21 protein-coding genes and 1 riboswitch are annotated in these 22,266 nt (G+C 71.4%); of the genes, 12 read left to right on the top strand and 9 right to left on the bottom strand.

All coding sequences use genetic code 11. The features are described from left to right. Window positions 1-230: 230 nt before the first annotated feature. Both cdgB and ACZ7H1_RS31170 read left to right on the top strand, forming a co-directional pair. Window positions 231-1,919 carry a diguanylate cyclase CdgB gene (gene cdgB, locus ACZ7H1_RS31175; RefSeq protein ID WP_470791146.1) on the top strand — a complete coding sequence of 563 codons (1,689 nt, stop codon included), beginning with the start codon at window positions 231-233 and terminating at the stop codon, window positions 1,917-1,919. A 68-nt stretch (window positions 1,920-1,987) separates the two neighbouring features. Then, on the top strand, window positions 1,988-2,983 hold the full coding sequence (locus ACZ7H1_RS31170; RefSeq protein ID WP_470791145.1) for a CBM35 domain-containing protein: 996 nt from the start codon (window positions 1,988-1,990) through the stop codon (window positions 2,981-2,983). Window positions 2,984-3,012: 29 nt separating this feature from the next. On the opposite strand, the gene ACZ7H1_RS31165 is transcribed toward ACZ7H1_RS31170, so the two are convergent. The 3 genes from ACZ7H1_RS31165 to ACZ7H1_RS31155 all read right to left on the bottom strand — a co-directional run bounded on the left by ACZ7H1_RS31165 (window position 3,013) and on the right by ACZ7H1_RS31155 (window position 6,100). Further along, window positions 3,013-3,930, bottom strand: coding sequence for a 1-phosphofructokinase family hexose kinase (locus ACZ7H1_RS31165; RefSeq protein WP_470791144.1), 918 nt, complete (start codon window positions 3,928-3,930; stop codon window positions 3,013-3,015). Between the two features lie 110 nt (window positions 3,931-4,040). Further along, window positions 4,041-5,207, bottom strand: a complete 1,167-nt coding sequence (nagA, locus tag ACZ7H1_RS31160) for an N-acetylglucosamine-6-phosphate deacetylase (RefSeq protein ID WP_470791142.1) — start codon at window positions 5,205-5,207, stop codon at window positions 4,041-4,043. After that, window positions 5,207-6,100, bottom strand: coding sequence for an ROK family protein (locus tag ACZ7H1_RS31155; protein ID WP_470791165.1), 894 nt, complete (start codon window positions 6,098-6,100; stop codon window positions 5,207-5,209). Before ACZ7H1_RS31155 ends, nagA begins: the two co-directional genes overlap by 1 nt. Before the next feature lie 226 nt (window positions 6,101-6,326). On the opposite strand from ACZ7H1_RS31155, the gene ACZ7H1_RS31150 reads away from it, so the two are divergent. The 3 genes from ACZ7H1_RS31150 (at window position 6,327) to otsB (ending at window position 8,901) form a co-directional block, all read left to right on the top strand. Then, window positions 6,327-7,607, top strand: a complete 1,281-nt coding sequence (locus ACZ7H1_RS31150) for an extracellular solute-binding protein (RefSeq protein WP_470791140.1) — start codon at window positions 6,327-6,329, stop codon at window positions 7,605-7,607. Window positions 7,608-7,693: 86 nt separating this feature from the next. Beyond that, window positions 7,694-7,951, top strand: a complete 258-nt coding sequence (locus ACZ7H1_RS31145) for a DUF3263 domain-containing protein (RefSeq protein ID WP_470791139.1) — start codon at window positions 7,694-7,696, stop codon at window positions 7,949-7,951. Window positions 7,952-7,971: 20 nt separating this feature from the next. Then, window positions 7,972-8,901: a trehalose-phosphatase gene (gene otsB / locus ACZ7H1_RS31140; protein WP_470791137.1), complete on the top strand. Its 930-nt coding sequence runs from the start codon at window positions 7,972-7,974 to the stop codon at window positions 8,899-8,901. Here otsB and ACZ7H1_RS31135 read toward each other — a convergent pair. Both ACZ7H1_RS31135 and ACZ7H1_RS31130 read right to left on the bottom strand, forming a co-directional pair. After that, complete coding sequence (locus ACZ7H1_RS31135) at window positions 8,855-10,255, bottom strand: alpha,alpha-trehalose-phosphate synthase (UDP-forming) (RefSeq protein WP_470791136.1); 1,401 nt, start codon at window positions 10,253-10,255, stop codon at window positions 8,855-8,857. The two genes, otsB and ACZ7H1_RS31135, sit on opposite strands and share 47 nt — an antisense overlap. 71 nt (window positions 10,256-10,326) lie before the next feature. Next, entirely contained in the window at window positions 10,327-11,298 is a 972-nt protein-coding gene (locus ACZ7H1_RS31130) for a glucosyl-3-phosphoglycerate synthase (RefSeq protein WP_470791134.1), read from the bottom strand. Window positions 11,299-11,459: 161 nt separating this feature from the next. After that, a riboswitch (SAM riboswitch) is annotated at window positions 11,460-11,607 on the top strand. A 17-nt stretch (window positions 11,608-11,624) separates the two neighbouring features. Between ACZ7H1_RS31130 and thrC the strand changes: the two genes are divergently transcribed. The 4 genes from thrC to groL all read left to right on the top strand — a co-directional run bounded on the left by thrC (window position 11,625) and on the right by groL (window position 15,782). Next, on the top strand, window positions 11,625-12,923 hold the full coding sequence (gene thrC, locus ACZ7H1_RS31125) for a threonine synthase (protein ID WP_470791133.1): 1,299 nt from the start codon (window positions 11,625-11,627) through the stop codon (window positions 12,921-12,923). A gap of 32 nt (window positions 12,924-12,955) precedes the next feature. Continuing rightward, on the top strand, window positions 12,956-13,234 hold the full coding sequence (locus ACZ7H1_RS31120) for a MoaD/ThiS family protein (protein WP_470791131.1): 279 nt from the start codon (window positions 12,956-12,958) through the stop codon (window positions 13,232-13,234). A 409-nt stretch (window positions 13,235-13,643) separates the two neighbouring features. Then, window positions 13,644-13,847: a cold-shock protein gene (locus ACZ7H1_RS31115; protein WP_031073244.1), complete on the top strand. Its 204-nt coding sequence runs from the start codon at window positions 13,644-13,646 to the stop codon at window positions 13,845-13,847. A 309-nt stretch (window positions 13,848-14,156) separates the two neighbouring features. Next, complete coding sequence (gene groL, locus ACZ7H1_RS31110) at window positions 14,157-15,782, top strand: chaperonin GroEL (protein WP_470791129.1); 1,626 nt, start codon at window positions 14,157-14,159, stop codon at window positions 15,780-15,782. An 88-nt stretch (window positions 15,783-15,870) separates the two neighbouring features. Here the strand turns inward: groL and ACZ7H1_RS31105 are convergent, their stop codons facing one another. Beyond that, window positions 15,871-17,058, bottom strand: a complete 1,188-nt coding sequence (locus tag ACZ7H1_RS31105) for a hypothetical protein (protein WP_470791128.1) — start codon at window positions 17,056-17,058, stop codon at window positions 15,871-15,873. Beyond that, entirely contained in the window at window positions 17,055-17,870 is an 816-nt protein-coding gene (locus ACZ7H1_RS31100) for a hypothetical protein (RefSeq protein WP_470791127.1), read from the bottom strand. Before ACZ7H1_RS31100 ends, ACZ7H1_RS31105 begins: the two co-directional genes overlap by 4 nt. Window positions 17,871-18,038: 168 nt before the next feature. On the opposite strand from ACZ7H1_RS31100, the gene ACZ7H1_RS31095 reads away from it, so the two are divergent. Next, window positions 18,039-18,662 (top strand): mycothiol-dependent nitroreductase Rv2466c family protein, encoded by a 624-nt coding sequence (locus ACZ7H1_RS31095; protein WP_470791125.1) that lies wholly within the window; start codon window positions 18,039-18,041, stop codon window positions 18,660-18,662. On the opposite strand, the gene ACZ7H1_RS31090 is transcribed toward ACZ7H1_RS31095, so the two are convergent. Continuing rightward, the gene (locus ACZ7H1_RS31090) at window positions 18,649-19,512 is read right to left on the bottom strand and encodes a LuxR family transcriptional regulator (RefSeq protein ID WP_470791123.1); all 864 of its coding nucleotides are present in this window, start codon (window positions 19,510-19,512) and stop codon (window positions 18,649-18,651) included. The genes ACZ7H1_RS31095 and ACZ7H1_RS31090 overlap by 14 nt on opposite strands. 203 nt (window positions 19,513-19,715) lie before the next feature. Here ACZ7H1_RS31090 and ACZ7H1_RS31085 point away from each other — a divergent pair, with 203 nt between their 5' ends. Then, window positions 19,716-20,318, top strand: coding sequence for a Uma2 family endonuclease (locus ACZ7H1_RS31085; RefSeq protein WP_470791122.1), 603 nt, complete (start codon window positions 19,716-19,718; stop codon window positions 20,316-20,318). On the opposite strand, the gene ACZ7H1_RS31080 is transcribed toward ACZ7H1_RS31085, so the two are convergent. Continuing rightward, window positions 20,225-20,653: a protease inhibitor I9 family protein gene (locus ACZ7H1_RS31080; RefSeq protein WP_470791120.1), complete on the bottom strand. Its 429-nt coding sequence runs from the start codon at window positions 20,651-20,653 to the stop codon at window positions 20,225-20,227. The genes ACZ7H1_RS31085 and ACZ7H1_RS31080 overlap by 94 nt on opposite strands. 361 nt (window positions 20,654-21,014) lie before the next feature. Here ACZ7H1_RS31080 and ACZ7H1_RS31075 point away from each other — a divergent pair, with 361 nt between their 5' ends. Further along, window positions 21,015-22,193, top strand: coding sequence for a S8 family peptidase (locus tag ACZ7H1_RS31075; RefSeq protein ID WP_470791118.1), 1,179 nt, complete (start codon window positions 21,015-21,017; stop codon window positions 22,191-22,193). Window positions 22,194-22,266 lie beyond the last annotated feature (73 nt).

Raw genomic sequence — 22,266 nt, 5'->3', positions numbered from 1 at the left:
CGAGGCGCGGAGGTCCGGCGGCGTATCGTTTGCTTCCGGGAATGACAGGGAGCGCTCCCAGGTGAAGCGGAGGCTGTAATTCATCTCATGTGACTTGAGTCACAGAGGGCAAGATTTGTTGACCCTGTGTACCGGCGGAACAGCTCACTGTGATTCAGTGGAATGGACACCGCAACGAAACGCCGATGACAAACCTGGAGTTGCTGTCGAGGTCTCGGGGAGAGCGAGCAATGGAGACCGAGTCGGAGCCGTACGTCCGTCTTGCGACCCTGCGGCAGCTTCACCAGGTGGTGGCCGAGCTCAACACGGCCAGGAGCCTGGCGGACACTCTGCAGACGGTCGTGGACGGCATCGTCGTGGGCCTCGGCTACGAACTCGCCTGTGTCAACCTCGTACGCCCCGACGGTGATCTCGTCGTCGCCGCCTTCGCAGGGAACCCCGCCGCCGAAGCCCTGATCACCGGCCGCGTCGGCTCCCGCTCCTCCTGGGAACGCCGCCTGTCCATGGGCGAGTCGTGGGACGGCCTGCGCTTCATCCCGCACACCGAGGGCTGGGTCCTGCTCGAGGACGACGTACCCCAGTGGCACACGGAAGGCCCCGATCCGCGGTTCGAGGACGAGTGGCACCCCGAGGACCGCCTCTACGCCCCCATGTACGCCTCCGGCGGCGAACTGCTCGGGGTGATCTCGGTCGACAAGCCGCGCAACGGACGCCGTCCGGGCGCATGGGGGCGCGAAGCACTCCAGATGTACGCCTTCCAGGCGGCCATTGCGATCAGCAATGCCCGCCTCCGCGCGAACATGCAGCGGGCCCTGGTCCGGCTCGAACGGGAACAGCAGGCGCTGCGCGCCAGCGAGGAGTCGTTCCGGCAGGCCTTCGAGTACGCCCCCAGCGGCATGGCCATCGCCGAGATGGGCGGCGACCAGCACGGCCGACTGCTGCGCACCAACGACGCCCTGTGCCGGCTGCTCGGCCGCCCCGCATCCGTGCTGCGCCGCTACTCCTTCTCCGATCTCGTCCACCCCGAGGACATCGGCACCCTGCTGCGGACCTCCGCCGAGGGCGGCCGGGCCGAGCTGCGGCTCGGGCGGCGCGACGGCACGTACGTCTGGGTCTCGCTGCGCAACTCCGTCGTCGCGGACGCCGCGGACGGCCCCCGCTTCCTCCTCACCCACGTCGAGGACATCGAGGAGCGCAAGCGGCACGAGCTCCAACTCGCACACCGGGCCAGCCACGACTCGCTGACCGGGCTGCCCAACAGCGCCGAGCTGCGCTCGCGGCTCGGCGCCCGGCTGTGCCGAAGGCCACAGTCGGTGCGGGCGACGGCCGTGGAGGTGCTGGACGCGGCGTTCGAGGGCCGGCCCGAGGGGGAGCCGGGCGAGCACGGCTTCCAGCCGGACGGCTTCCCGGACCCCTTCGAGTTCGCGGGCAGCCCGGCGGCGGCCGGAGCGGGCACCCCCGGCGGCCCGTACGACCACCACGTGCACGCCGTCGCCCCGGCCACGGACATCGACGACGGCACGAAGGGCCTCGCGGTCCTCTTCTGCGACCTCGACGGCTTCAAGTCGATCAACGACCGCTTCGGGCACCACACCGGGGACGCCGTGCTCATCGAGGTCGCGCGCCGGCTCACCACCGGCGTGCGGGACGGGGACACGGTGGCCCGGCTGGGCGGGGACGAGTTCGTGGTCCTCGCCGACGGGCTCGGCGCGGCCGACGCCGCCGATCTTGCCGTCAGGCTCAGGAACGCCATCATCCCGCCCATTCGGGTGGACGGGCGGGCGGTCCGCGTCGGTGCGAGTTTCGGCATCGGCTGGGCCAGTTGCGGAATGTCCGCAGATGAGGTGCTGCGCTCCGCCGACCAGCGCATGTACATCGAAAAGCGGTCGCGCTCCAAGGCCCACCGGCGGGCCGGCTGAGGCCATCCGGAGCCCGTGGGTGCACGTGTTCGGGGTAGGCTCCCGTGGGTCGAAAGGAATGACCTGCGATGACGACGCCCGCGAACAACGGCCCGAACAACGGCGCGAACACGCCCGAGGATGACGACCCGTTCGGGTACCTCTACGCGGACGGCCAGGCCGCCGGTGCCACCCCGCCCTCGCAGGGCGGCGGCTACGGCTACCCGGGCCAGGTCGGCGGTGCTCAGCCGGGCGTTCCGCGGACCTCCTACAACCAGGTGCGCACGGTCGGCGAGCGCACGTACGGCGGCCAGCGCGGTGCCGTACCGCAGCAGGCCCAGCCCCCGCACCAGGGTCCGTACCAGCAGCAGCCGCAGTACCCGGCGCCGGAGACCCTCCAGGCGGGCGGCTACGGAGCCCCGGCCCAGCAGCCTTACGCCCAGCCGGTCCCGCCGCAGCGCGGCTCCAGCCGCCGGGGCATGCTGATCGCCGCGGTCGCGGTGGTCGGCGCGGTCGTGATCGGCATCGGTGTGGCGCTTATCTCGGACAAGGGCAAGGACAAGGGCAAGGACCAGGCCGACAAGCCGTCGGACACGGTGAGCGAGGCCCCGGCGACACCGGGTGAGAAGACCCCGAAGCCCAAGCCGTCGAAGGACGGCGCCGAGCTCCCCCAGGCGGACGCGGCAGCGGGCGCCGGCGTGGCCCTGACGGGCGGCGCCCAGATCCAGACCGGCATCTCCGGCGCGAAGGGCGCCGGCGGCTCCTACGTCGGCGGCTTCAACACGGTCGGCGCGGCAGTGACGTGGACCGTGGACGTGGCGAAGGCCGGCCAGTACCGGATGAACCTCCGCTATTCCGTCCCGGGCGAAGACGCCGACGCCACCGTCGCGGTCAACGGCAGCGCGAACCCCAAGCCCATCAGCATGAAGAACTACGGCAACACGCCGAAGGGCGACTGGGAGAGCGGCTGGAAGACCACGTGGGGCCAGGTGACCCTGAACAAGGGCACCAACGTCATCAAGGTCTCGTGCGAACAGTCCAACAAGTGCAACGCCGTCATCGACCAGCTCTGGATCACGGGCTGAGTCCCCGGCCTGCGCTGCAGGCCTGCGCTTTAACCCGCCGTCACCGTGACCGTCTCGCGCAGTAGTTCATAGGTCCCCGCGTCGAATTCGCCCGCCGCGGGGGCCTTTACCGTTGCCGCCGAGAGGGCGACGGCGCGGGTCAGGCGGGTGGGCCAGTCCTGGTTCTCGGCCAGGCCCGAGAGCAGGGCGGCCACCGCGGAGTCGCCGGCGCCGGTGGGGTTGCCGGGGAGCGGGGCGGGCGGGGCGGCCTGCCAGATGCCCTGGGGGGTGGCGGCCAGCAGGCCGGCCGGGCCCAGGGAGGTGACGACGGCGTGGGCGCCGCGGCGGCGGGCGGCCAGGGTGGCGGGCAAGGGATCGCGGGACCCGGTCAGTTGGGCCAGTTCGCCGGCGTTCGGCTTCACGATGTCGGGGCGGGCGGCCACCCCGCGGCGCAGCGGTTCGCCGCTGGTGTCCAGCAGGACGGGCGTACCGGCGGCGCGGGCAGTGCGGATCAGGGTGGCGTAGGCGCCGACGGGGACGCCGGGGGGCAGGCTGCCGCACAGGGCCACGGCCCGGGCGCCGGCGACGAGTTCCTCGTAGCGGGTCAGGAAGGCGGCCCACTCGGCGGGCGTGATGACCGGGCCGGACTCGTTGAACTGGGTGGTGTCCCCGCTGGTCTCGTCGACGACGGCCAGGGTGCGGCGGGTCGTCCCGGCACAGGGGACGAAGGCGTCCGCGACGGTGGAGATCCCGGCCAGCGAGCTGCGCAGGACCTCGCCGACGGGCCCGCCCGCGAAGCCGGTGGCGGTCACCCGGTGGCCGAGGGCGGCGAGCACGCGGGCGACGTTCACGCCCTTGCCGCCGGGCCGTTCGGAGACGTCGGAGACCCGGTGCGAGGCGTGGGCCTGCAGCCGCGGCACGTGGTACGTCACGTCCAGTGCGGTGTTCAGCGTCACGGTCAGGATCATCGGTGCACCCCCCAGTCTCGGTGCCGGGATCATGCCAAACGCAGGGCGGCCCGCCCAGTCCGCGTGACTCGGAGGTGGGCGGGCCGCCTGCCTTGATACCGCCGGTCGGCTCAGCTCTGCGGGCCGGCCGCGGGGGGCGTGACGATCCATTCGCCGCGGCGCATGACGCCCTTGAGCTCGAACTGTCCGTCGAGGACGACGAGGTCGGCGTACTTGCCCGGGTCCAGGGAGCCGACCTGGTCGTAGAGCCCGAGGAGCTTGGCCGGGTTGGCGGAGATGGCCTGGACGACCGACTCGATCGGCAGCCGGTCGACGGTGACGGACCGCTTGAACGCGGTGTCCAGGGTCAGGGTCGAGCCCGCGATCGAGCCGCCCTCGACGAGGCGGGCCACGCCGTCCTTGACCTCGACCGCCATCGGCCCCAGTTCGTAGGTGCCGTCGCCGAAGCCGGCCGCGTCCATGGCGTCGGTGATCAGGGCGACGCGGTGGGCGCCCGCGTGGTGGAAGGCCAGCTCCAGCATGGCCGGGTGCAGGTGCGTGCCGTCGTTGATCAGCTCGACGGTGATCCGCTCGTCCTCCAGCAGCGCGGCGATCGGGCCGGGTGCGCGGTGGGCGAGGCCGGGCATCGCGTTGTAGAGGTGGGTGGCGACGGTGGCGCCCGCGTCGATGGCGTCCTGCGTCTGCTCGTACGTCGCGTCGGTGTGCCCGATGGCGGCGATCACGCCGTGCTCGGCGAGCAGCCGTACGGAATCCAGCCCGCCGGGCAGCTCGGTGGCCAGGGTGAACATCCGGGCCTGTCCGTGGGCGGCGTCGACGAGCTTGCGGACCTCGGCCGGGTCGGGGTCGCGGAGCAGGTCCTCCATGTGCGCGCCCTTGCGGCACGGGGAGATGAACGGGCCCTCGAAGTGGATGCCGGCGATGTCGCCCTGCTGGGCGAGTTCGGCGAGCAGCGCGGCGCGCCGGGCCAGCTCGGCCAGGTCGCCGGTGACGGTGGAGGCGACGAGCGTGGTGGTGCCGTGCTCGCGGTGGGTGCGCACGCCCCGCAGGACCTCCTCGGCGGTGCCGGAGGTGAAGGAGGCCCCGCCGCCGCCGTGGTTGTGCATGTCGACGAAGCCGGGGACGACCCAGTGGCCGGACAGGTCGACGGCCGGTGCGCCCTCGGCGGCGCTGCCCGCGATCCGGGGGCCGTCGACGATCACGCGGCCGTTCTCGACGATCCCGGTCGGCAGCACCACCCTGGCGCCGGAGAGAACGGTGGTGTGTGCGCTTCCGGACATCAGGCGGATACCTCCGTGGCGAGTAGGTCCCAGGCGAGCAGGCCCGCGCCCAGGCATCCGGCGGTGTCCCCGAGGGCCGCCGGCACGATGTTCGGCAGCCGCTGGAACGTGACGCGTTCCCGTACGGCCGTCCGTAGTGGTGTGAACAAGGTTTCCCCGGCCTCGGCGAGCCCGCCACCGATGATCAGCGTGCGCGGGTCCAGCAAGGTGAGGGCGGTGACCAGTCCGTCCGCGAGCGCTCCGACGGCCTCTTCCCAGACGGCGAGGGCCTTCGCGTCGCCGGACTCCACGGCCTTCGCGCAGTCCGCGGCGTCCGCGTCGGGGTCGCCGCCGGCCCGTGCCCAGGCGCGGGTCACGGCGGAGGCCGAGGCCAGGGTCTCCAGGCAGCCGTGCTGGCCGCAGCCGCAGGCGGGTCCGCCGGGGCGGACCACGATGTGGCCGATCTCGCCGGCGTACCCGTGTGCGCCGGCCTCGATCCGTCCGGCGATGCCGATGGCGCCCGCGATGCCCGTGCCCAGGGGGACGAACAGGAAGCGGTCGGCGTCCCGGCCGGCGCCGATCCGGCCCTCGGCGAGGCCGCCGGTGCGGACGTCGTGCCCCAGGGCGACGGGCAGTCCGCCGAGGCGCTCGCTGAGCATCGCGCGCAGCGGTACGTCGCGCCAGCCGAGGTTGGCCGCGTACACGGCGATCCCGCGGTCGGCGTCGACGATGCCCGGCACCGCGACTCCGGCGGCGGAGGCGTTCTGCCCGTACCGCTCGCGGCCGAGGGCGTGCAGTTCGGCGGCGAAGTCCAGGATCGACTCGACGACGGCCTCGGGACCGCGCGCGCGGCCGGTGGCCCGGCGCGCCTCGTGCAGGAGCGTGCCGTCCGCGCCGACCAGGGCGGCCTTCATCCCGGTGCCGCCCACATCGAGGGCGATGACGTGTTTCACGGGTTTCACGGGGGATAGTCTCGCGCGTCGGACGGGGAAAGGTCTAGTCCACTGAGAGGGATTGTTGAGCAGCCATACAAAATCGGGACCCCGCCCCGTGCCCGGTCCGCCCCCTCGCCTGTAAGCGGAAGGCCGGGGTGGTGTAGACCTTACGGACGACGTACGGGAAACGAGTGGGACTACAAGGGTGGGAAAAGCTGTGAAGCGTCGCTACCGGAACCTGGCCGCCGCAGGCGCCGCACTGTCCATGGCCGTGACAGCGAGCGGCTGCGGAACGGTCACCGGGGACAACGAGGTGACCCTGCGACTCGTGGCGGCCGACTACGGTGACAATCCGTCGAATTCCTCGAAGAAGTACTGGGACGACCTCGCCGCCGCCTTCACCGCCGAGCACCCCGGCATCAAGGTCGAGGTGAGCGTCTACTCCTGGGAGGAGGTCGACGCCAAGGTCGCCGAGATGGACGAGGCCGGCAACGCCCCCGACATCGCGCAGATCGGCGCGTACGCCGACTACGCCGCCGAGGACAAGCTCTACTCGACCGACCAGCTGCTGTCCGTGACGACCGAGGCGGACTTCCTCGGCCCGCTCGCCGACGCCGGCAAGATCCGCCGGGTCCAGTACGGCATGCCCTTCGTCTCCAGCACCCGGCTGCTCTTCTTCAACGAGCAGCTGTTCGACCGGGCGGGCGTCAAGGCCGCCCCCACGACCTGGGCCGAGTTGGAGGCCGCCGCGAAGAAGCTCAAGGGCGTCGCCAAGACCCCCTTCGCGCTCCCGCTCGGCCGCGAGGAGGCCCAGGCCGAGACGATGATGTGGCTGCTCGCCGGAGGCGGCGGCTACACCGACAGCGACGAGAGCTACGCCATCGACTCGGCCGAGAACCGCAAGACGCTCGACTGGCTCAAGACCAGCCTCTACGGCGCCGGGCTGACCGGCCCGGTCGCCCCCTGGCAGCTCAACCGGCAGGACGCCTTCGACGCCTTCGCGCGCGGCGAGGTCGGCATGCTCAACGGCCACCCCACGCTGATGAAGCAGGCCGCGGCCAAGGGCGTGAAGTTCGGCATGGTGCCGCTGCCCACCGAGAACGGCCGCGAGACGCAGGCGATGGGCGTCGCCGACTGGGTCATGGCCTTCAAGAGCGGCGGCCACCGCAAGGAGGCGGGCAAGTTCCTCGACTTCATGTACGAGGAGAAGAACGTCACCAAGTTCACCGGCACGTACGACCTGCTGCCCGTCACCACCAGCGGCTACCGCGCCATGCAGGCGAGCACCGGCGCCTCCGCGGAGCGGCTCAAGACGTTCCTGGCCGCGCTGCCGAACGCCAGGCTCTACCCCGTAGGCAAGAAGTCCTGGGCGGCGGTCAGCGAGAACATCAAGCAGAACATCGGCAAGGCGTTCATGGAGGGCGGCCGTCCGGAGAAGACCCTGGACGACATCGCCACGACCGCGCGCTCGGCCGACGGCGGCTGAGCCCTCCGCCACCCCGGACACCGCCCGGCGACACCCGGCCGACCGCGGCCGGCCGGGTGTCGGCGGCCGCGGTTATGTTGGGAAGCATGACCGACGACGGGCAGGAGCGGCAGGAGCGCTCGGGACTCACCGAGCGCGAGGCCGCCGTGCTCGCGTACGAGGGCCGCAGCTGGCCCGGCCCCGGCGCCAAGGACCGCGCGATACGCGAAACCCTGCGGATGTCCCCGGTCCGCTACTACCAGCTGCTCAACGCCCTGATCGACGACCCGCGCGCCCTGGCCCACGCCCCCGCCACCGTCAACCGCCTCCGGCGGATACGCGAGGACCGGCGCGCCCGGCGCTGAGGCCCAGTAGGGTCGAAGGCATGGGGAGCCATCCGCACAGCCGGGATCCACACCGTCCGGAAAGCCTGCCGATACCCGTCACCGCCGCCGGACGCGAGGGCCTCACAGCCCTGCTGCGCGCACCTCGCAGCGCCGTCGTCGCCCTCGACTTCGACGGCACGCTCGCCGAGATCGTGCCCGACCCCGAGCGGGCCCGCGCCCACCCGGGCGCCGTACCCGCCCTCGCCGCCCTCGCCCCGCAGGTCCGCTCCGTCGCCGTGATCACCGGCCGGCCCGCGGGCGTCGCCGTCCGCTACGGCGGCTTCGCCGGCGTCACCGGCCTGGAGCACCTCACGGTCCTCGGCCACTACGGCGCCGAGCGCTGGGACGCCGTCAGCGGCCTCGTCCAGGCCCCTGCGGACCACCCCGGCGTCGCCGCCGCCCGCGCCGAGCTGCCAGGCGCCCTGGACGCCGTGGGCGCCTGGCAGGGCACCTGGATCGAGGAGAAGGGCCAGGCGGTCGCCGTCCACACCCGCCGGGCCGCCGACCCGGAAGCCGCCTTCGAAGCGCTGCGCGCCCCGCTGGCCCGGCTCGCCCACCGGCACGGACTGATCCTCGAACCGGGCCGCGCCGTCCTCGAGCTGCGGCCCCCCGGCATGGACAAGGGCGTCGCGCTCGCCGAGTACCTCAGCGAGACGGAGGCGGAGGCCGTCCTCTACGCCGGCGACGACCTCGGCGACCTCGCGGCCTTCGCCGCCGTCGAGAAGCTGCGCGCCGACGGCCTGCCCGGCCTGCTGGTGTGCAGCGGCTCGGCCGAGGTCCCCGAGCTCGCCGGCCGCGCCGACGTGGTCCTCGACGGCCCGGCCTCGGTCGTCGGCTTCCTCGACGCCCTGGCACGGGCCGTCGGCGGCGACGGCACCACCGTCACCGTGCCGGACGGCCCGCCCGCAAGTCCTCCAGCTGCCGGGTGAACCAGCGGGCGGGCGGGAGCGCCGTCGCCGCCGACGCCAGGCGCTTCGTCCGCTCCGCCCGCTCCGGCCCGGGCATCGACAGGGCCTCGTGCAGGGCCCGCGCCGTCTCCGAGACGTCGTACGGGTTCACGGTCAGCGCGTCCTCGTGCAGCTCCGCGAAGGCCCCGGCCTCCCGGGACAGCACCAGGACGCAGCCCTGGTCGGAGACCACCGGGATCTCCTTGGCGACCAGGTTCATGCCGTCGCGCACCGGGTTGACCAGCGCCACGTCCGCCAGCCGGTACGCCGCCAGCGAGCGCGGGAAGTCGTCCTTCACGTACAGGTGCACCGGCTTCCAGTCCGCCGTCCCGAACTCCGCGTTGACCTCCTCCGCCAGCCGCGACACGCTCTCCGTGTAGCTGCGGTAGACGACCAGGTCCTGGCGCGACGGGTACGCGAACGCCAGGTGCACCACCCGGCCCCGCCACTCCGGCCGCTCGCGCAGCAGCTCCCGGTAGGCGAGCAGGCCGCGCACGATGTTCTTCGACAGCTCGGTGCGGTCCACGCGCACGATCGTCCGGCAGTCCCCGGCCTCCGCCCGCAGCGAGGCGAGCCGGTCCTCGGCGGCCGGGCTGTGCGCCAGCTCCCGCAGCTCCTCGCCGTCCACGCCCAGCGCGTACACGGACACCCGCGTCCCCGGCGCGCCGTCCTTCCCGGTGCCCCCGGCCTCCGCGGCGCAGCCGAGGAAGGCGTCCGCCCACGCCCGGGTGTGGAAGCCGGCCTGATCGGCCCCCAGCATCCCGCGCACCAGCTCCTCGCGGACGTCCCGCGGCAGCATCCGGAAGTACTCCGGCGCGGCCCACGGGGTGTGGGTGAAATGCGCGATCCGCAGGTCCGGGCGCAGCTCCCGCAGCTGCCCGGGGACCAGCGCCAGGTGGTAGTCCTGCACCAGCACGGCCGCGCCCTCGGCGGCCCCCTCGGCCAGCGCCTCGGCGAACGCCCGGTTGTACGCCGTGTACGACTCCCAGCGGCGGCGGAACTCCGCGTCGAAGACCGGCTCGCGGGGAACGTCGTAAAGGTGGTGGTGGGTGAACCACAGGACGGAGTTCGCGATGCCGTTGTACGCGTCGTCGTAGACCGCCTGGGGGATGTCGAGCATCCGCACGCCCGGCTCGGAGACGCCGCGGCGGACCGCCTCCCGGTCGGCTTCGGAGAGGGCCGCGCACACCCACAGGGCGTCCGGCTGGCGGGCCAGCGCGGCGGACAGGCCGGAGACCAGACCGCCCCCGCCGCGGCGGGCCGTGAGGCTGCCGTCCTCGGCGAGGGCGTACGAGAGCGGACCGCGGTTCGCTGCGACGAGCACCTGGGAAGCCATGCGCCCAACCTAGCCCGGCCCGCTTCCGCTCAAACGTTCCGCCGGGCCGTGGCCGGGTGCCGCACGGCGTGTCAGGCCACCCGCCGCACGGCGTACTCCGGGATCTCCCGCATCGGCGGCCGCTCCTCCGTGTCCACGGCGTACGTCCGCGGTACGAAGCCCTCCGGGCCCCGCTCGAACTGGGTCAGCTCGGGCCGCACCAGGTGCCCGCGGGACAGCCGCAGCTGCGCCGTGCGGTAGATCGCGGCCGCCATCCGGCCCAGCGCCAGGCCGTCCTGGTGGCGGTGGATCCGCACGCCGACGTCGACCTGCGCGAGGGCGTCCAGGCCGACCGTGTGCAGGGCGTCGACCAGCAGGCCGATCTCGACGCCGTACCCGACCGGGAACGGCAGCCGCTCCAGCAGGGAGCGGCGCACGGCGTACTCGCCGCCCAGCGGCTGGACGAACCCGGCCAGCTGCGGCCAGTGCAGGTTGAGCAGCGGACGGGCGACCAGCTCGGTCACCCTGCCGCCCTGCTCGGCTCCGGCCGGACGGCCGCCCTGACCGGGGGCGGCGCCGAACGGACGGTCGTACATCGCCTTGACGAACTGGACGTCCGGGTCGGTCAGCAGCGGCCCGACGATCCCCGAGACGAAGTCGGCCGAGAAGTCGCGCAGGTCGGCGTCGACGAAACACACGATGTCCCCGGTGGTCACCAGCAGGGACCGCCACAGCACCTCGCCCTTGCCGGGCAGCGCCGGTATGCGGGGCAGGATCGCGTCGCGGTGGACCACGCGCGCGCCGGCCTTCGCCGCCACCTCGGCCGTCCGGTCCGTGGACCCGGAGTCCACCACGACCAGCTCGTCGACCAGCGGCACCGCCTCGATCAGCTCACGGCGGACGACCTCGACGATCTCGCCGACCGTCGCCTCCTCGTCGAGCGCGGGCAGCACCACGCTGACCGTCGTCCCGGCAGCCCGTTTGGCTGCGAGGAGCCGGTCGAGCGGGCGGTCGGCTGCCGACCAGGACCGGCTGGCCAGCCAGCGCTCCACCTCATCCAGCACGGTCCGTACTCCCCTGTTTCCTGATCCGTGGATGACCGAAAAGTGATCCATCTCGCGGTTCGGACGGCTGTCTCACCCGCCCGCCCCTTCGGTTACAGTCTTGAACAACGCGGACGACCATCGCATGTCGGGGGTCGAATGCCGCGCTGACAATCGAATACCGCTCATCCAGAGGGGCAGAGGGACACGGCCCGTTGAAGCCCCGGCAACCCTCCAGCCGGTCTCGTGCGCATCGTCGCCGCGAGGCTCCCGGCTAGGGAAGGTGCCAATTCCGTCTCATGGCGACGTTCGTCATGGGGAAGATGAGGAGAAAGGGCCTCGCCATCATGGCTGTACAGACTGTTACCCCCGCGCCGGTCGCTTCCGTCGATCTCGGTCCCGCCGTCGCCCTCTCCTGTCGTGAGTGCGGAACGCGGTTCGACCTGGGACCCATTTTCGCCTGCGTCGAGTGTTTCGGCCCGCTCGAGGTCGCGTACGACCTGCCCCTCGGTACCGGATCCACTGAAGACGTGGAGGCCCTGCGCAAGCGCATCGAGGCCGGCCCGGACAACATCTGGCGCTACGCCCCGCTGCTGCCCGTCCCCGCCGACGTGGCCGCCAAGCCCAGCCTGAACCCCGGCTTCACCAAGCTCGTCGACGCCCGCAACCTCGCCGAGGCGCTGGGCGTGACCGGCAAGCTGTACGTCAAGGACGACTCCGGCAACCCGACGCACTCCTTCAAGGACCGCGTCGTCGCGATCGCCGTCGAAGCCGCCCGCGCCTTCGGCTTCACCACCCTCTCCTGCTCCTCCACGGGCAACCTGGCCGGCGCCGTCGGCGCCGCCGCCGCCCGCGCCGGCTTCCGCTCCTGCGTGTTCATCCCGCACGACCTGGAGCAGGGCAAGGTCGTCATGGCCGCGGTGTACGGAGGCGACCTGGTCGGCATCGAGGGCAACTACGACGACGTCAACCGCTTCTGCTCGGAGCTCATCGGCGACCCGCTGGGCGAGGGCTGGGGCTTCGTCAACGTCAACCTGCGCCCGTACTACGGCGAGGGCTCCAAGACCCTCGCCTACGAGATCTGCGAGCAGCTCGGCTGGCAGCTCCCCGACCAGATCGTGATCCCGATCGCCTCCGGCTCGCAGCTCACGAAGATCGACAAGGGTCTCCAGGAGCTCATCAAGCTGGGCCTGGTCGAGGACAAGCCGTACAAGATCTTCGGCGCGCAGGCCGAGGGCTGCTCCCCGGTCTCCTCCGCCTTCAAGGCCGGACACGACGTGGTGCGCCCGCAGAAGCCGAACACCATCGCCAAGTCCCTCGCGATCGGCAACCCGGCCGACGGCCCGTACGTCCTGGACATCGCGCGCCGCACCGGCGGGTTCGTCGAGGACGTCAACGACGAGCAGGTCGTGGACGCGATCCGGCTGCTCGCCCGGACCGAGGGCATCTTCGCCGAGACTGCGGGCGGCGTGACCGTCGGCGTCACGAAGAAGCTGATCGACAACGGTCTGCTCGACCCCACGCTGACCACGGTCGTCCTCAACACCGGTGACGGCCTCAAGACCCTGGAAGCGGTGTCCGGCACCGGCCAGACCACGACCATCCGCCCGAGCCTGGACGCGTTCCGCGCCGCCGGCCTGGCCTGACCATCCCCCCGCACCCGGAAGGCAGTAGAGCCATGAGCGTCAACGTCCGCATCCCCACCATCCTGCGCACCTACACGGGCGGCCAGGCCGAGGTGCCCGCCGAGGGCGCGACCCTGGCCGAGGTCATCGCCTCGCTGGAGTCGAACCACCCGGGCATCGCCGCGCGCGTCCTGGACGACCAGGGCAAGCTGCGTCGCTTCGTCAACGTGTACGTGAACGACGACGACGTCCGCTTCGAGGGCGGTCTGGAAGCGGTGACGCCCGACGGCGCCGGCGTGTCGATCATCCCGGCCGTCGCGGGCGGCTGCTGACCGCGGTGCGGACCGGCCTTTAGGGCCGGGAGTTCTTCCGAATTGCCCCCTCCGCATAAAGCGGAGGGGGCAATTCTGCTTGGTTGGGCGCGGTAGGGTTGGGGTAGTCCCCTCCGCTGTTTGTGCCTCCGGCATATGAGCGGGTCACCGGATGGGCGACATTGGGCCAAAGTGCGTGCACGGTATGGGGCTTGGGGCGGGATTTGCCCCGTCCGAGTTGACCGGGAATCTGCTGAGTTTTCGCAGGATGTCGACGTATCCGCGTGTCCTGAATTCTCGTCGGAATGACCTGTTGCAGACAGCGTCGGTCCGGATACATTCAGCCGCGGTCGAAGCGTTCCGGCGCAAGTTCTGACCCGGGACCGCGAAGTGCGGTCCTGCGCAAGGGCCAGTAACAGGGGAGTTAGGCATGGCTCAGGGCACCGTCAAGTGGTTCAACGCGGAGAAGGGCTACGGCTTCATCGCGGTCGACGGTGGTGCGGACGTGTTCGTCCACTACAGCGCGATCCAGATGGACGGCTACCGCACCCTTGAAGAAGGTCAGCGAGTCGAGTTCGAGATCTCGCAGGGCCAGAAGGGTCCGCAGGCGGACATGGTCAAGCTCGCCGGCTGAGCACGGCGCGATCGGCCACCGACGCATCACGCACGAGGGGCCCGCATCCCACAGGGATGCGGGCCCCTCGTGCGTACGGCCGTGCGTACGGACTCCCCGGCTCCGAGTCGTGAGAGGCGCTTGCACTCGAGGGGGTCGAGTGCTAATCATTGGCGTTAGCACTCTCCGGGTGAGAGTGACAAAAACGAGGACCGAGTCGGTGAGGTCCGCGGGTCCGGCGGGAAGGAACCGCCGGGTACGCAGGCCGTCCGTCGCGGGCGCCAGGCGCGGTCCGGAGCAATCCACCCCAGTCCGGGAGGACCACTTCACATGGCCAAGATCATCGCGTTCGACGAGGAGGCCCGGCGCGGTCTCGAGCGCGGCATGAACCAGCTCGCCGACGCCGTCAAGGTCACCCTTGGTCCCAAGGGTCGCAACGTCGTCCTTGAGAAGAAGTGGGGCGCCCCCACGATCACCAACGATGGTGTTTCCATCGCCAAGGAGATCGAGCTGGAGGACCCGTACGAGAAGATCGGCGCCGAGCTGGTCAAGGAAGTCGCCAAGAAGACGGACGACGTCGCCGGCGACGGTACGACCACCGCCACCGTTCTCGCCCAGGCGCTCGTCCGCGAGGGTCTGCGCAACGTCGCCGCGGGTGCCAACCCGATGGCCCTCAAGCGCGGCATCGAGAAGGCCGTCGAGGCCGTCTCCGGCGCCCTGCTCGAGCAGGCGAAGGATGTCGAGACCAAGGAGCAGATCGCTTCCACGGCCTCCATCTCCGCCGCCGACACCCAGATCGGCGAGCTCATCGCCGAGGCGATGGACAAGGTCGGCAAGGAAGGCGTCATCACCGTCGAGGAGTCCCAGACCTTCGGTCTGGAGCTGGAGCTCACCGAGGGCATGCGCTTCGACAAGGGCTACATCTCGGCGTACTTCGCCACCGACATGGAGCGTATGGAGGCCTCGCTGGAGGACCCGTACATCCTCATCGTCAACTCCAAGGTCAGCAACGTGAAGGACCTCCTTCCGCTGCTGGAGAAGGTCATGCAGTCCGGCAAGCCGCTGCTGATCATCGCCGAGGACGTCGAGGGCGAGGCCCTGTCGACCCTGGTCGTCAACAAGATCCGCGGCACCTTCAAGTCCGTCGCCGTCAAGGCTCCGGGCTTCGGTGACCGCCGCAAGGCCATGCTCGGCGACATCGCCATCCTCACCGGTGGCACGGTCATCTCCGAGGAGGTCGGCCTCAAGCTCGACAACGCCGGCCTGGACCTGCTCGGCCGCGCCCGCAAGGTCGTCATCACCAAGGACGAGACCACGATCGTCGACGGTGCCGGTGACAGCGACCAGGTTGCCGGTCGCGTGAACCAGATCCGCGCCGAGATCGAGAACTCCGACTCGGACTACGACCGCGAGAAGCTCCAGGAGCGCCTGGCGAAGCTCGCGGGCGGCGTGGCGGTCATCAAGGCCGGTGCCGCGACCGAGGTCGAGCTCAAGGAGCGCAAGCACCGCATCGAGGACGCCGTTCGCAACGCGAAGGCGGCCGTCGAGGAGGGCATCGTCGCCGGCGGTGGCGTGGCCCTGCTCCAGGCTTCCTCGGTCTTCGAGAAGCTCGAGGCGGACCTGACGGGCGACGAGGCCACCGGTGCCAACATCGTCAAGCTGGCGCTCGAGGCCCCGCTGAAGCAGATCGCGGTCAACGCCGGCCTCGAGGGCGGCGTCGTGGCGGAGAAGGTCCGCAACCTGCCCGTCGGCCACGGCCTGAACGCCGCGACCAACGAGTACGTCGACCTCATCGCCGAGGGCATCATCGACCCGGCGAAGGTCACGCGCTCCGCGCTGCAGAACGCCGCGTCGATCGCCGCGCTGTTCCTGACCACCGAGGCCGTCATCGCCGACAAGCCGGAGAAGGCTGCTGCCGCTCCGGGCGGCATGCCGGGCGGTGACATGGACTTCTGATCGACCCCTGGTCGATCGGCTGTTCTCACCGAGGGCGGCACCCCCATCACGGGGGTGCCGCCCTCGGGCGTTTCCCGACCCCCGGGGGTCAGTCCCCCGCGTGGTGGTCGCGCGCCAGTGGGGGCCGTACGCGTTTCCAGAGAACGGCAGCCCCTACGCACAGGGCAGCCGAGGCCGGAGCCCCGTACAGGAAGTGTGAGAAGGAGTCGGGAGCGAGGAGCCGGCGCAGCGCCCACGTGGCGGTGGGGACGTCGTCCGCGGTCAGTCTGTGCAGGGCGGCGGAGTAGACGACCGCCCCGAATCCGTAGCCGAGCCAGGCCGACAGGGCCGCGCGCGGGAGCCGGGGCATGGTGCGCAGGTACCGCTGTGCGAGGAAGTGGAAGCAGAAGAACGAGATCGCGAAGCCCGCCAGGCCGTGGATGAGGCCGAGGCGGCTCAGCAGCGGCGTACCGAACAGGGCGGCCGGGTCGGGCAGGGGCATTGCCGTCTGCGCGCTGAGCGCGGCAGCGCAGTGGCCCGTGTCGGGATCCCAGGCGCACCACCATTCGCCCCAGGGGGCGAGCCAGGTGCCGATCGTGCCCCGGGCGAGCAGGCAGAGCAGGAGCGTGCCACCCGCGGTGGCCGCGAGGGAGGTGCCGAGGCGGGCCGGGAAGGTTTCGTAAGGGCCCAGGACGGCCCGCCCCCAGCCGCCGGCGTTCCGGAAGCTCGGTGGAGTGGCGGCTGCCTGCCAGTGGGCGTGGTGCCGTACGAGGTGGGTGACCGCCGCGGTCACGCCGCCGGCCACGCCCAGGAGCACGGCGTGGCCGCTCCAGTTCCGGGCATCGGTCAGTAGCTGCACGGTCTCGACCCCCCGGTCAGGGGACAGGGCCGACAGGTCGCCGATGCGGGTCAGGGCCAGGGCGAGCAGGCCGGCGAACGGTGCGAGGGCCGGATAGCACAATTGCAGCGCGTTGCCGCGGTCCAGGCCCTCGGCGGCCTGACGGCCGAGTAGTGCCGCCGGGACGGTCAGGAAGACGAGGAAGGCCATCAGCCACATGGCTTCCGCGGCGACTGCCGGGAGGCCGGTCAGCTCGTTGTTGTGGAGGGTCGGGGAAACCGTGAGGAGCCGGGCCAGGTCCGCGACGGAGGGCTCGCGGAGGGCGTCCGCCCAGTCGAGCTGAAACGGCAGTGCTCCGAAGGAGTGCACCGTGGAGACGGCCAGAGCGGCCGCACCGTACGGGGACCGCAGCAGTCGCCGGGCTGTCGTCGGCCGGGCAGGCCCCGTAGTCGTGCTCATCGGCCCGAGGCCGAGACCCGGAACGGGCGGCCTTCGTCGCTGATCTCCGTTTCGTGGACCTTCTCCCCGTCCCACCAGGTGAGGGTGGCGCGCCATTCCGTGTAGTGCCGCTGGGTCCGGCCCGAGAGGAGCATGCTGGAGAACCTCGACGGTGTGATGTCGATCGGTAGGTTCAGCGGAGCGGTGTTCCAGCGCAGAGTCTCTTCCCTGGCTGCCTTCTGGAGGGGGCTGGTCTGCAGGTGGCGCAGGGGCACGGGTTTGTTGAGCGGAAGGGTGTCGAGATCGACGAAGAGGGCCGGCGGGAGCGCGCCGCCACAGCCAGGTGGCTCGACGGGCGCCCCCGGCAGTCGGTCCTCCCGGCGCAGCACGGTGATTTTGACGTCCTGCAACTGGATGGGCCGGGGGATGTTCGCCCGCACGGTGATCGTGGCTTCCACCCTGTTGTGATGGGTGATCCGGCGTTCGCGCTCCCAGCGGGTGTAGAGCCGGGTTTCGGTGTTGATGTCTTCTACGCGTGCGCGCAGGTGCTCGTTCCCGGAGTTGATCAGCCAATTGCTGTAGCAGTTGTCGTTGGCCAGAGCTGTGTGGACCGACAGCGGGTCGTCCCCGAACGCGGCCTCGTAGGTGGCGGTCGCCAGCGGGGCTAGGAGCGGTAGAAGCCCGACGGTGAGGGTAAGCAGCGCGATCTGGTTGGCCGCGCTCGTGGCGCGGAACCGGTGCCAGGTGCGCCGGAGCCGCCCGGGTGCCCGTGGTGCGGCCGCGCGTTCCGGTGCGGCCGCCGCCGTGGCATCGCCTGCTGCTTCCGTGCTCATGACGTCCCCCCAGTGGCCATGAACGGTCAACTGCCTCACCGTACAAGCATTTTGACGTACGTACGCCTTCTGCCCACCGGCAGGGCGACCCCGGAGAAATGTGCACTGCGGCGACCCGAGCCATGGGGCGGGTGGTCCGGGTGTGAAAGCGGATGGCAGAGTCGAGGGGTGACGACCGCATCTGATCAGCAGTCCGCCGAAGTCGACTTCTATTTCGACCCTGCCTGTCCGTTCGCCTGGATCACCTCGCGCTGGATCCTGGAAGTCCAGGCCCACCGCGAACTCGACCTGCGCTTCCGGGTGATGAGCCTGTACGTGCTGAACGAGGGCCGGGAGCTGCCGGACTGGTACCGGGACCTGGTCGACCGGTCGCTGGCGCTGACGCGGATCTGCACGGCGGCCGCCCTGCGGTACGGCGAGCAGGTGCTGCCCGCGTTCTACACCGCGCTGGGCACGCGGATCCACAACGGTGGCAACAAGGACTTCATGGAGGTCGCGGCGCAGGCCCTCGCCGAGACGGGCCTGCCGGCCGAGCTGATCGAGGCGGCCGACACGGACGGGTACGACGAGGCGCTGCGGCGCAGCCACCAGGACGGGATGGAGGCGGTCGGCGGCGAGGTGGGGACGCCCACGATCCACATCGACGGCGTGGCCTTCTTCGGGCCCGTGCTCAACTCGATCCCGAAGGGGGAGGAAGCGGCGGAGCTCTTCGATGCGGCGCAGACGCTGGCCCGCTTCCCGGACTTCTTCGAGCTGAAGCGGACCCGTACCGGCAGCCTCAGCTTCGACTGACGCCGGTACCGGCGTCCGGGTCGGCGGTCCGGGCGATGAGGAATCCCAGCTGGAAGCGGTGTGCGGCGCCGTACTCCTCTTTCAGATGGGCGACGTGCGACTGGAGGGAGCGCAGGCTCAGGCCGAGCCTGCGGGCGATCTCGCGGTCCGTACGGCCTTCGGCGAGCAGTTTGACGATGGCCTCGCGGATGGCGGGGACGATCTCGGCGGCGGCTTCCGCGGCGCGCACCGGTACGAAGGGGTGGGGTGCGGCGCGGTCCCAGGCCCGTTCGAAGGTGTCGGTGAGGAAGCGGACGACGGCTGGTTCGGTGACGACGGCGGCGATGGAGCGGTCGGCGTTGGCGGGCAGGAACGCCGTCTTGCGGTCGACGATGATCAGCCGGTCGAAGAACTCGTCGAGCGTGCGGATCTGGGCTCCGTACCCGGTCACCAGCCGGACGTAGTCCTTGGTCGCCTCGTCGAAGCGGGTGCTGTGCTGGTACAGCGTCCGCATGGCGACCCCGGCGGAGATCCGGCCGCGTACGGCCTCCAGCGCGGCCTGGAGCACGCGGCCGGGCCGGGGCCCCTCGGGCTGGGCGGTGATGATCTCCAGCTCGGCGGCGTCGAGGTGCTCCTGCATGGCGGCGAGGATCTCGGGCTTGCCGTGCACGTAGTGGAACCCCGGCCCGTCCGGTGGCGTCTGTGGTGACGACGCCGGCTCCGGGCCGGCCACCGGACCCGGGCCCGTTCCAGGGCCCGTACCGGCGGCCGCGAGGCCGTCGGCGTGAGCGGTGAGGCGGAGTGCCAGCTCGGTCAGCGACTGAGCGGCTTCCCTCAGCGCCTGCGGCGGATCTGTGGGTGTCTCGTACATCTGCATGTCCCCCCCGGACTTCGTTTCCGGGACCAGGATGGCCGAAGGCTCCACGGGGGTGGGCCTTCGGCCCCCTGGTGACGTCCGCAGCCGAGGTTGCTGCGTGCGCCCCACGATCGTGGGACGCTGAGGGGGAAGCGGTCCCGTACCGCCTGACCGTCGATCTGGATTCACGCCATGGGCCACAGGAGAGGGGACCCGCAATGACCGCTGCCATGGTCGAGCCCGGCCGAAATGCCGGTGGCCGTGCGTGGGAGTACCTGCTGCAGAGCTGGCGTGAGCTGGACGTGCCGGAGGGCTGGCGCGCCGAGATCGACGGAGGACAGATTCACTTGGTGCCGCCGCCCCATCCGTTTCACAACGAGATCGCAGAACTCCTCCAGCGCACGCTGTACGGCGTGCTTCCAATGGAGATCGGCCTCTACCAGACACTAGGCATCCGTGTCAGCTCGCTCGGCAAGCTCTACGTTCCCGACATCGCCCTCGTGCCGCGCCGGTTCGTGACCGGTGTGGACCCCGACGTCGCTCTGCCCGTCGACGCGGCCGGGGCGCTGCTCGTCGTGGAGATCACCTCGAAGAGCAACGCCGATGACGACCGGAAGAAGAAGCTGTGGGCGTACGCCCACGCGCCTGTGCCCGTCTACCTCCTGATCGACCGCTTCGATCCGCACGGGCCTGCGGCGACCCTCTTCACCCACCCGGAGAACGGCGTCTACAAGGACGTCCACCGGGTGGCGTTCGGGGAGTCGATGGAGCTTCCCGAGCCGTTCGGGGTGTCGGTCGACACGTCCGGGTTCCCCGTCTGAACCGGGTCGCCCGTGGTGACCGTGCCGTCCTGCTGGACCGACTCCACGCCCAAGACGGTGGACAGGGCTGCGACCTGTCCGGGGGAGAGGCGGGCGGCGAATCCGTTGAGGGCCGTGCGGTAGACGTGCAGCGGGGTGATCCCGTGGGCGTGGGCCACGGCGGCCGGGTCGAGGTCCTCGTGGACGGTGACGATGTACGTCGGCCAGTCGGCGCGGGCCTGTTCGCGCTGGGTGTGGGCGGCCGGCGGCTGGTCGGCGGCGGCGGGCAGGGCGGCTACGGACGCCAGAGCGGCGGCGAGCGCGGCGGGCAGGGCGTACCTCAGGGGGTTGCGCATGGGACCGAGGGCATCACGCGGATCGGTGCAGGGCAACGACGCCCCGCGGTGTGGTGGGCGGCCGTGGTGGTGAACGGCGAATGCGCCCCCCGGGAGGGGTTGCGGCCCGTACGGGTGATCTTGCCGGGCCGTCGCGGGCCCGGACCGGGGACCCGGAGCCCCGGCGACAGCAGGGGCTGATCCTTTCTGCAGCTTGTGCGACGAGCGGTTCGGGCCGCGCCGGGGGCATGGGCCGAGCGGGGCGGGCGGTTCAAGCCACGCCAGGCGGGCGCCCGATGCAAGGGGAGGCCGCACCCGGGGACGCACCCGTCCGAGAGGGGCGGCTCTGTCATGACGACCACCCCCTTCAGGGAGTTCCCGCATGCGTCTGTTCGCACGTCTGACGACGGCTGCCCTCCTCACCATGACGCCCGTCACGGCCGGTACGGCCTCGGCGGTGGCGCCGGAGCCGACCCCGGCCCCGCTGTACACCGCCGCGAACGCCGTCCCCGGCCAGTACATCGTTTCGCTGGACAAGACCGCCGACCCGGCGAAGATCGCTTCGACCGTCGGGGTGAAGCCGACGTTCACGTACTCGAAGGCGATGCGCGGCTTCGCCGCGCCCCTGACGGCCACGCAGCTCAAGGTCGCCCGGCTGCTGCCCGGGGTGACGTCGGTGGAGGAGGACGCACGGGTCGAGGCCCCGCCGGTCCCGGCCCGGCCCGCCACCCGGGCGCCGTCCTCGGCGTGGGGCCTGGACCGCATCGACCAGCAGGAGCTGCCGCTCGACAACAACTTCACCACCGGTGGCAACGGCGCCGGGGTGACCGCGTACATCCTCGACACCGGCATCGACTACGCGCACACGGAGTTCGGCGGCCGCGCGAAGTTCGGCTTCGACGCCATCGGGGACGGCCGGCAGGGACAGGACTGCCAGGGCCACGGCACGCACGTCGCCGGCACGGTCGGCGGCGCGACGTACGGGGTGGCGCGGAAGGCTTCCCTGGTCAGCGTCCGCGTCCTGGGCTGTGACGGCAAGGGCACCTGGTCGGGCATCATCGCCGGCATGGACTGGGTCGCCAAGAACGCCAAGCAGCCTGCCGTGCTGAACGGCTCCCTGGGCGGGGACAGGTCCGAGGCCGTGAACAACGCCGCCACGGCCCTGTCCGACGCCGGCGTCCTGCCGGTCGTCGCGGCGGGCAACTCCGCGACCGACGCCTGCAACATCTCGCCCGCGTCCGCGCCGCGCGTGGTGACCGTCGCGGCGAGCAACCGCTACGACGAGGAGACCGACTTCTCCAACTACGGCAGCTGCGTCTCCCTCTACGCGCCCGGGCAGGACATCGTCTCGGCCAAGCTCGGCGGCGGCAGCATCTCCGAGGACGGCACCTCCATGGCTTCGCCGCACGTCGCGGGCGTCGCCGTCCTCTACAAGCAGGCGCACCCGGACGCGGCGCCGGCCGAGATCGCCGAGTACCTGGACGACGAGTCCACCAAGGACGTGCTGACCAGTGTCAGCAAGTCCAGCCCGAACAGGCTGCTGTTCACCAACGGCCTCTGACCTCCCGGAGCGCGCTGATCCGGTAGGCGTGTCCGGTTCGTGATCAACGGGCGTACAACTCTCGTACGCCCGT

It is taken from the genome of Streptomyces sp. NPDC037401 (assembly GCF_055602345.1).
This window is presented reverse-complemented; position numbering and strand designations above follow the sequence as displayed.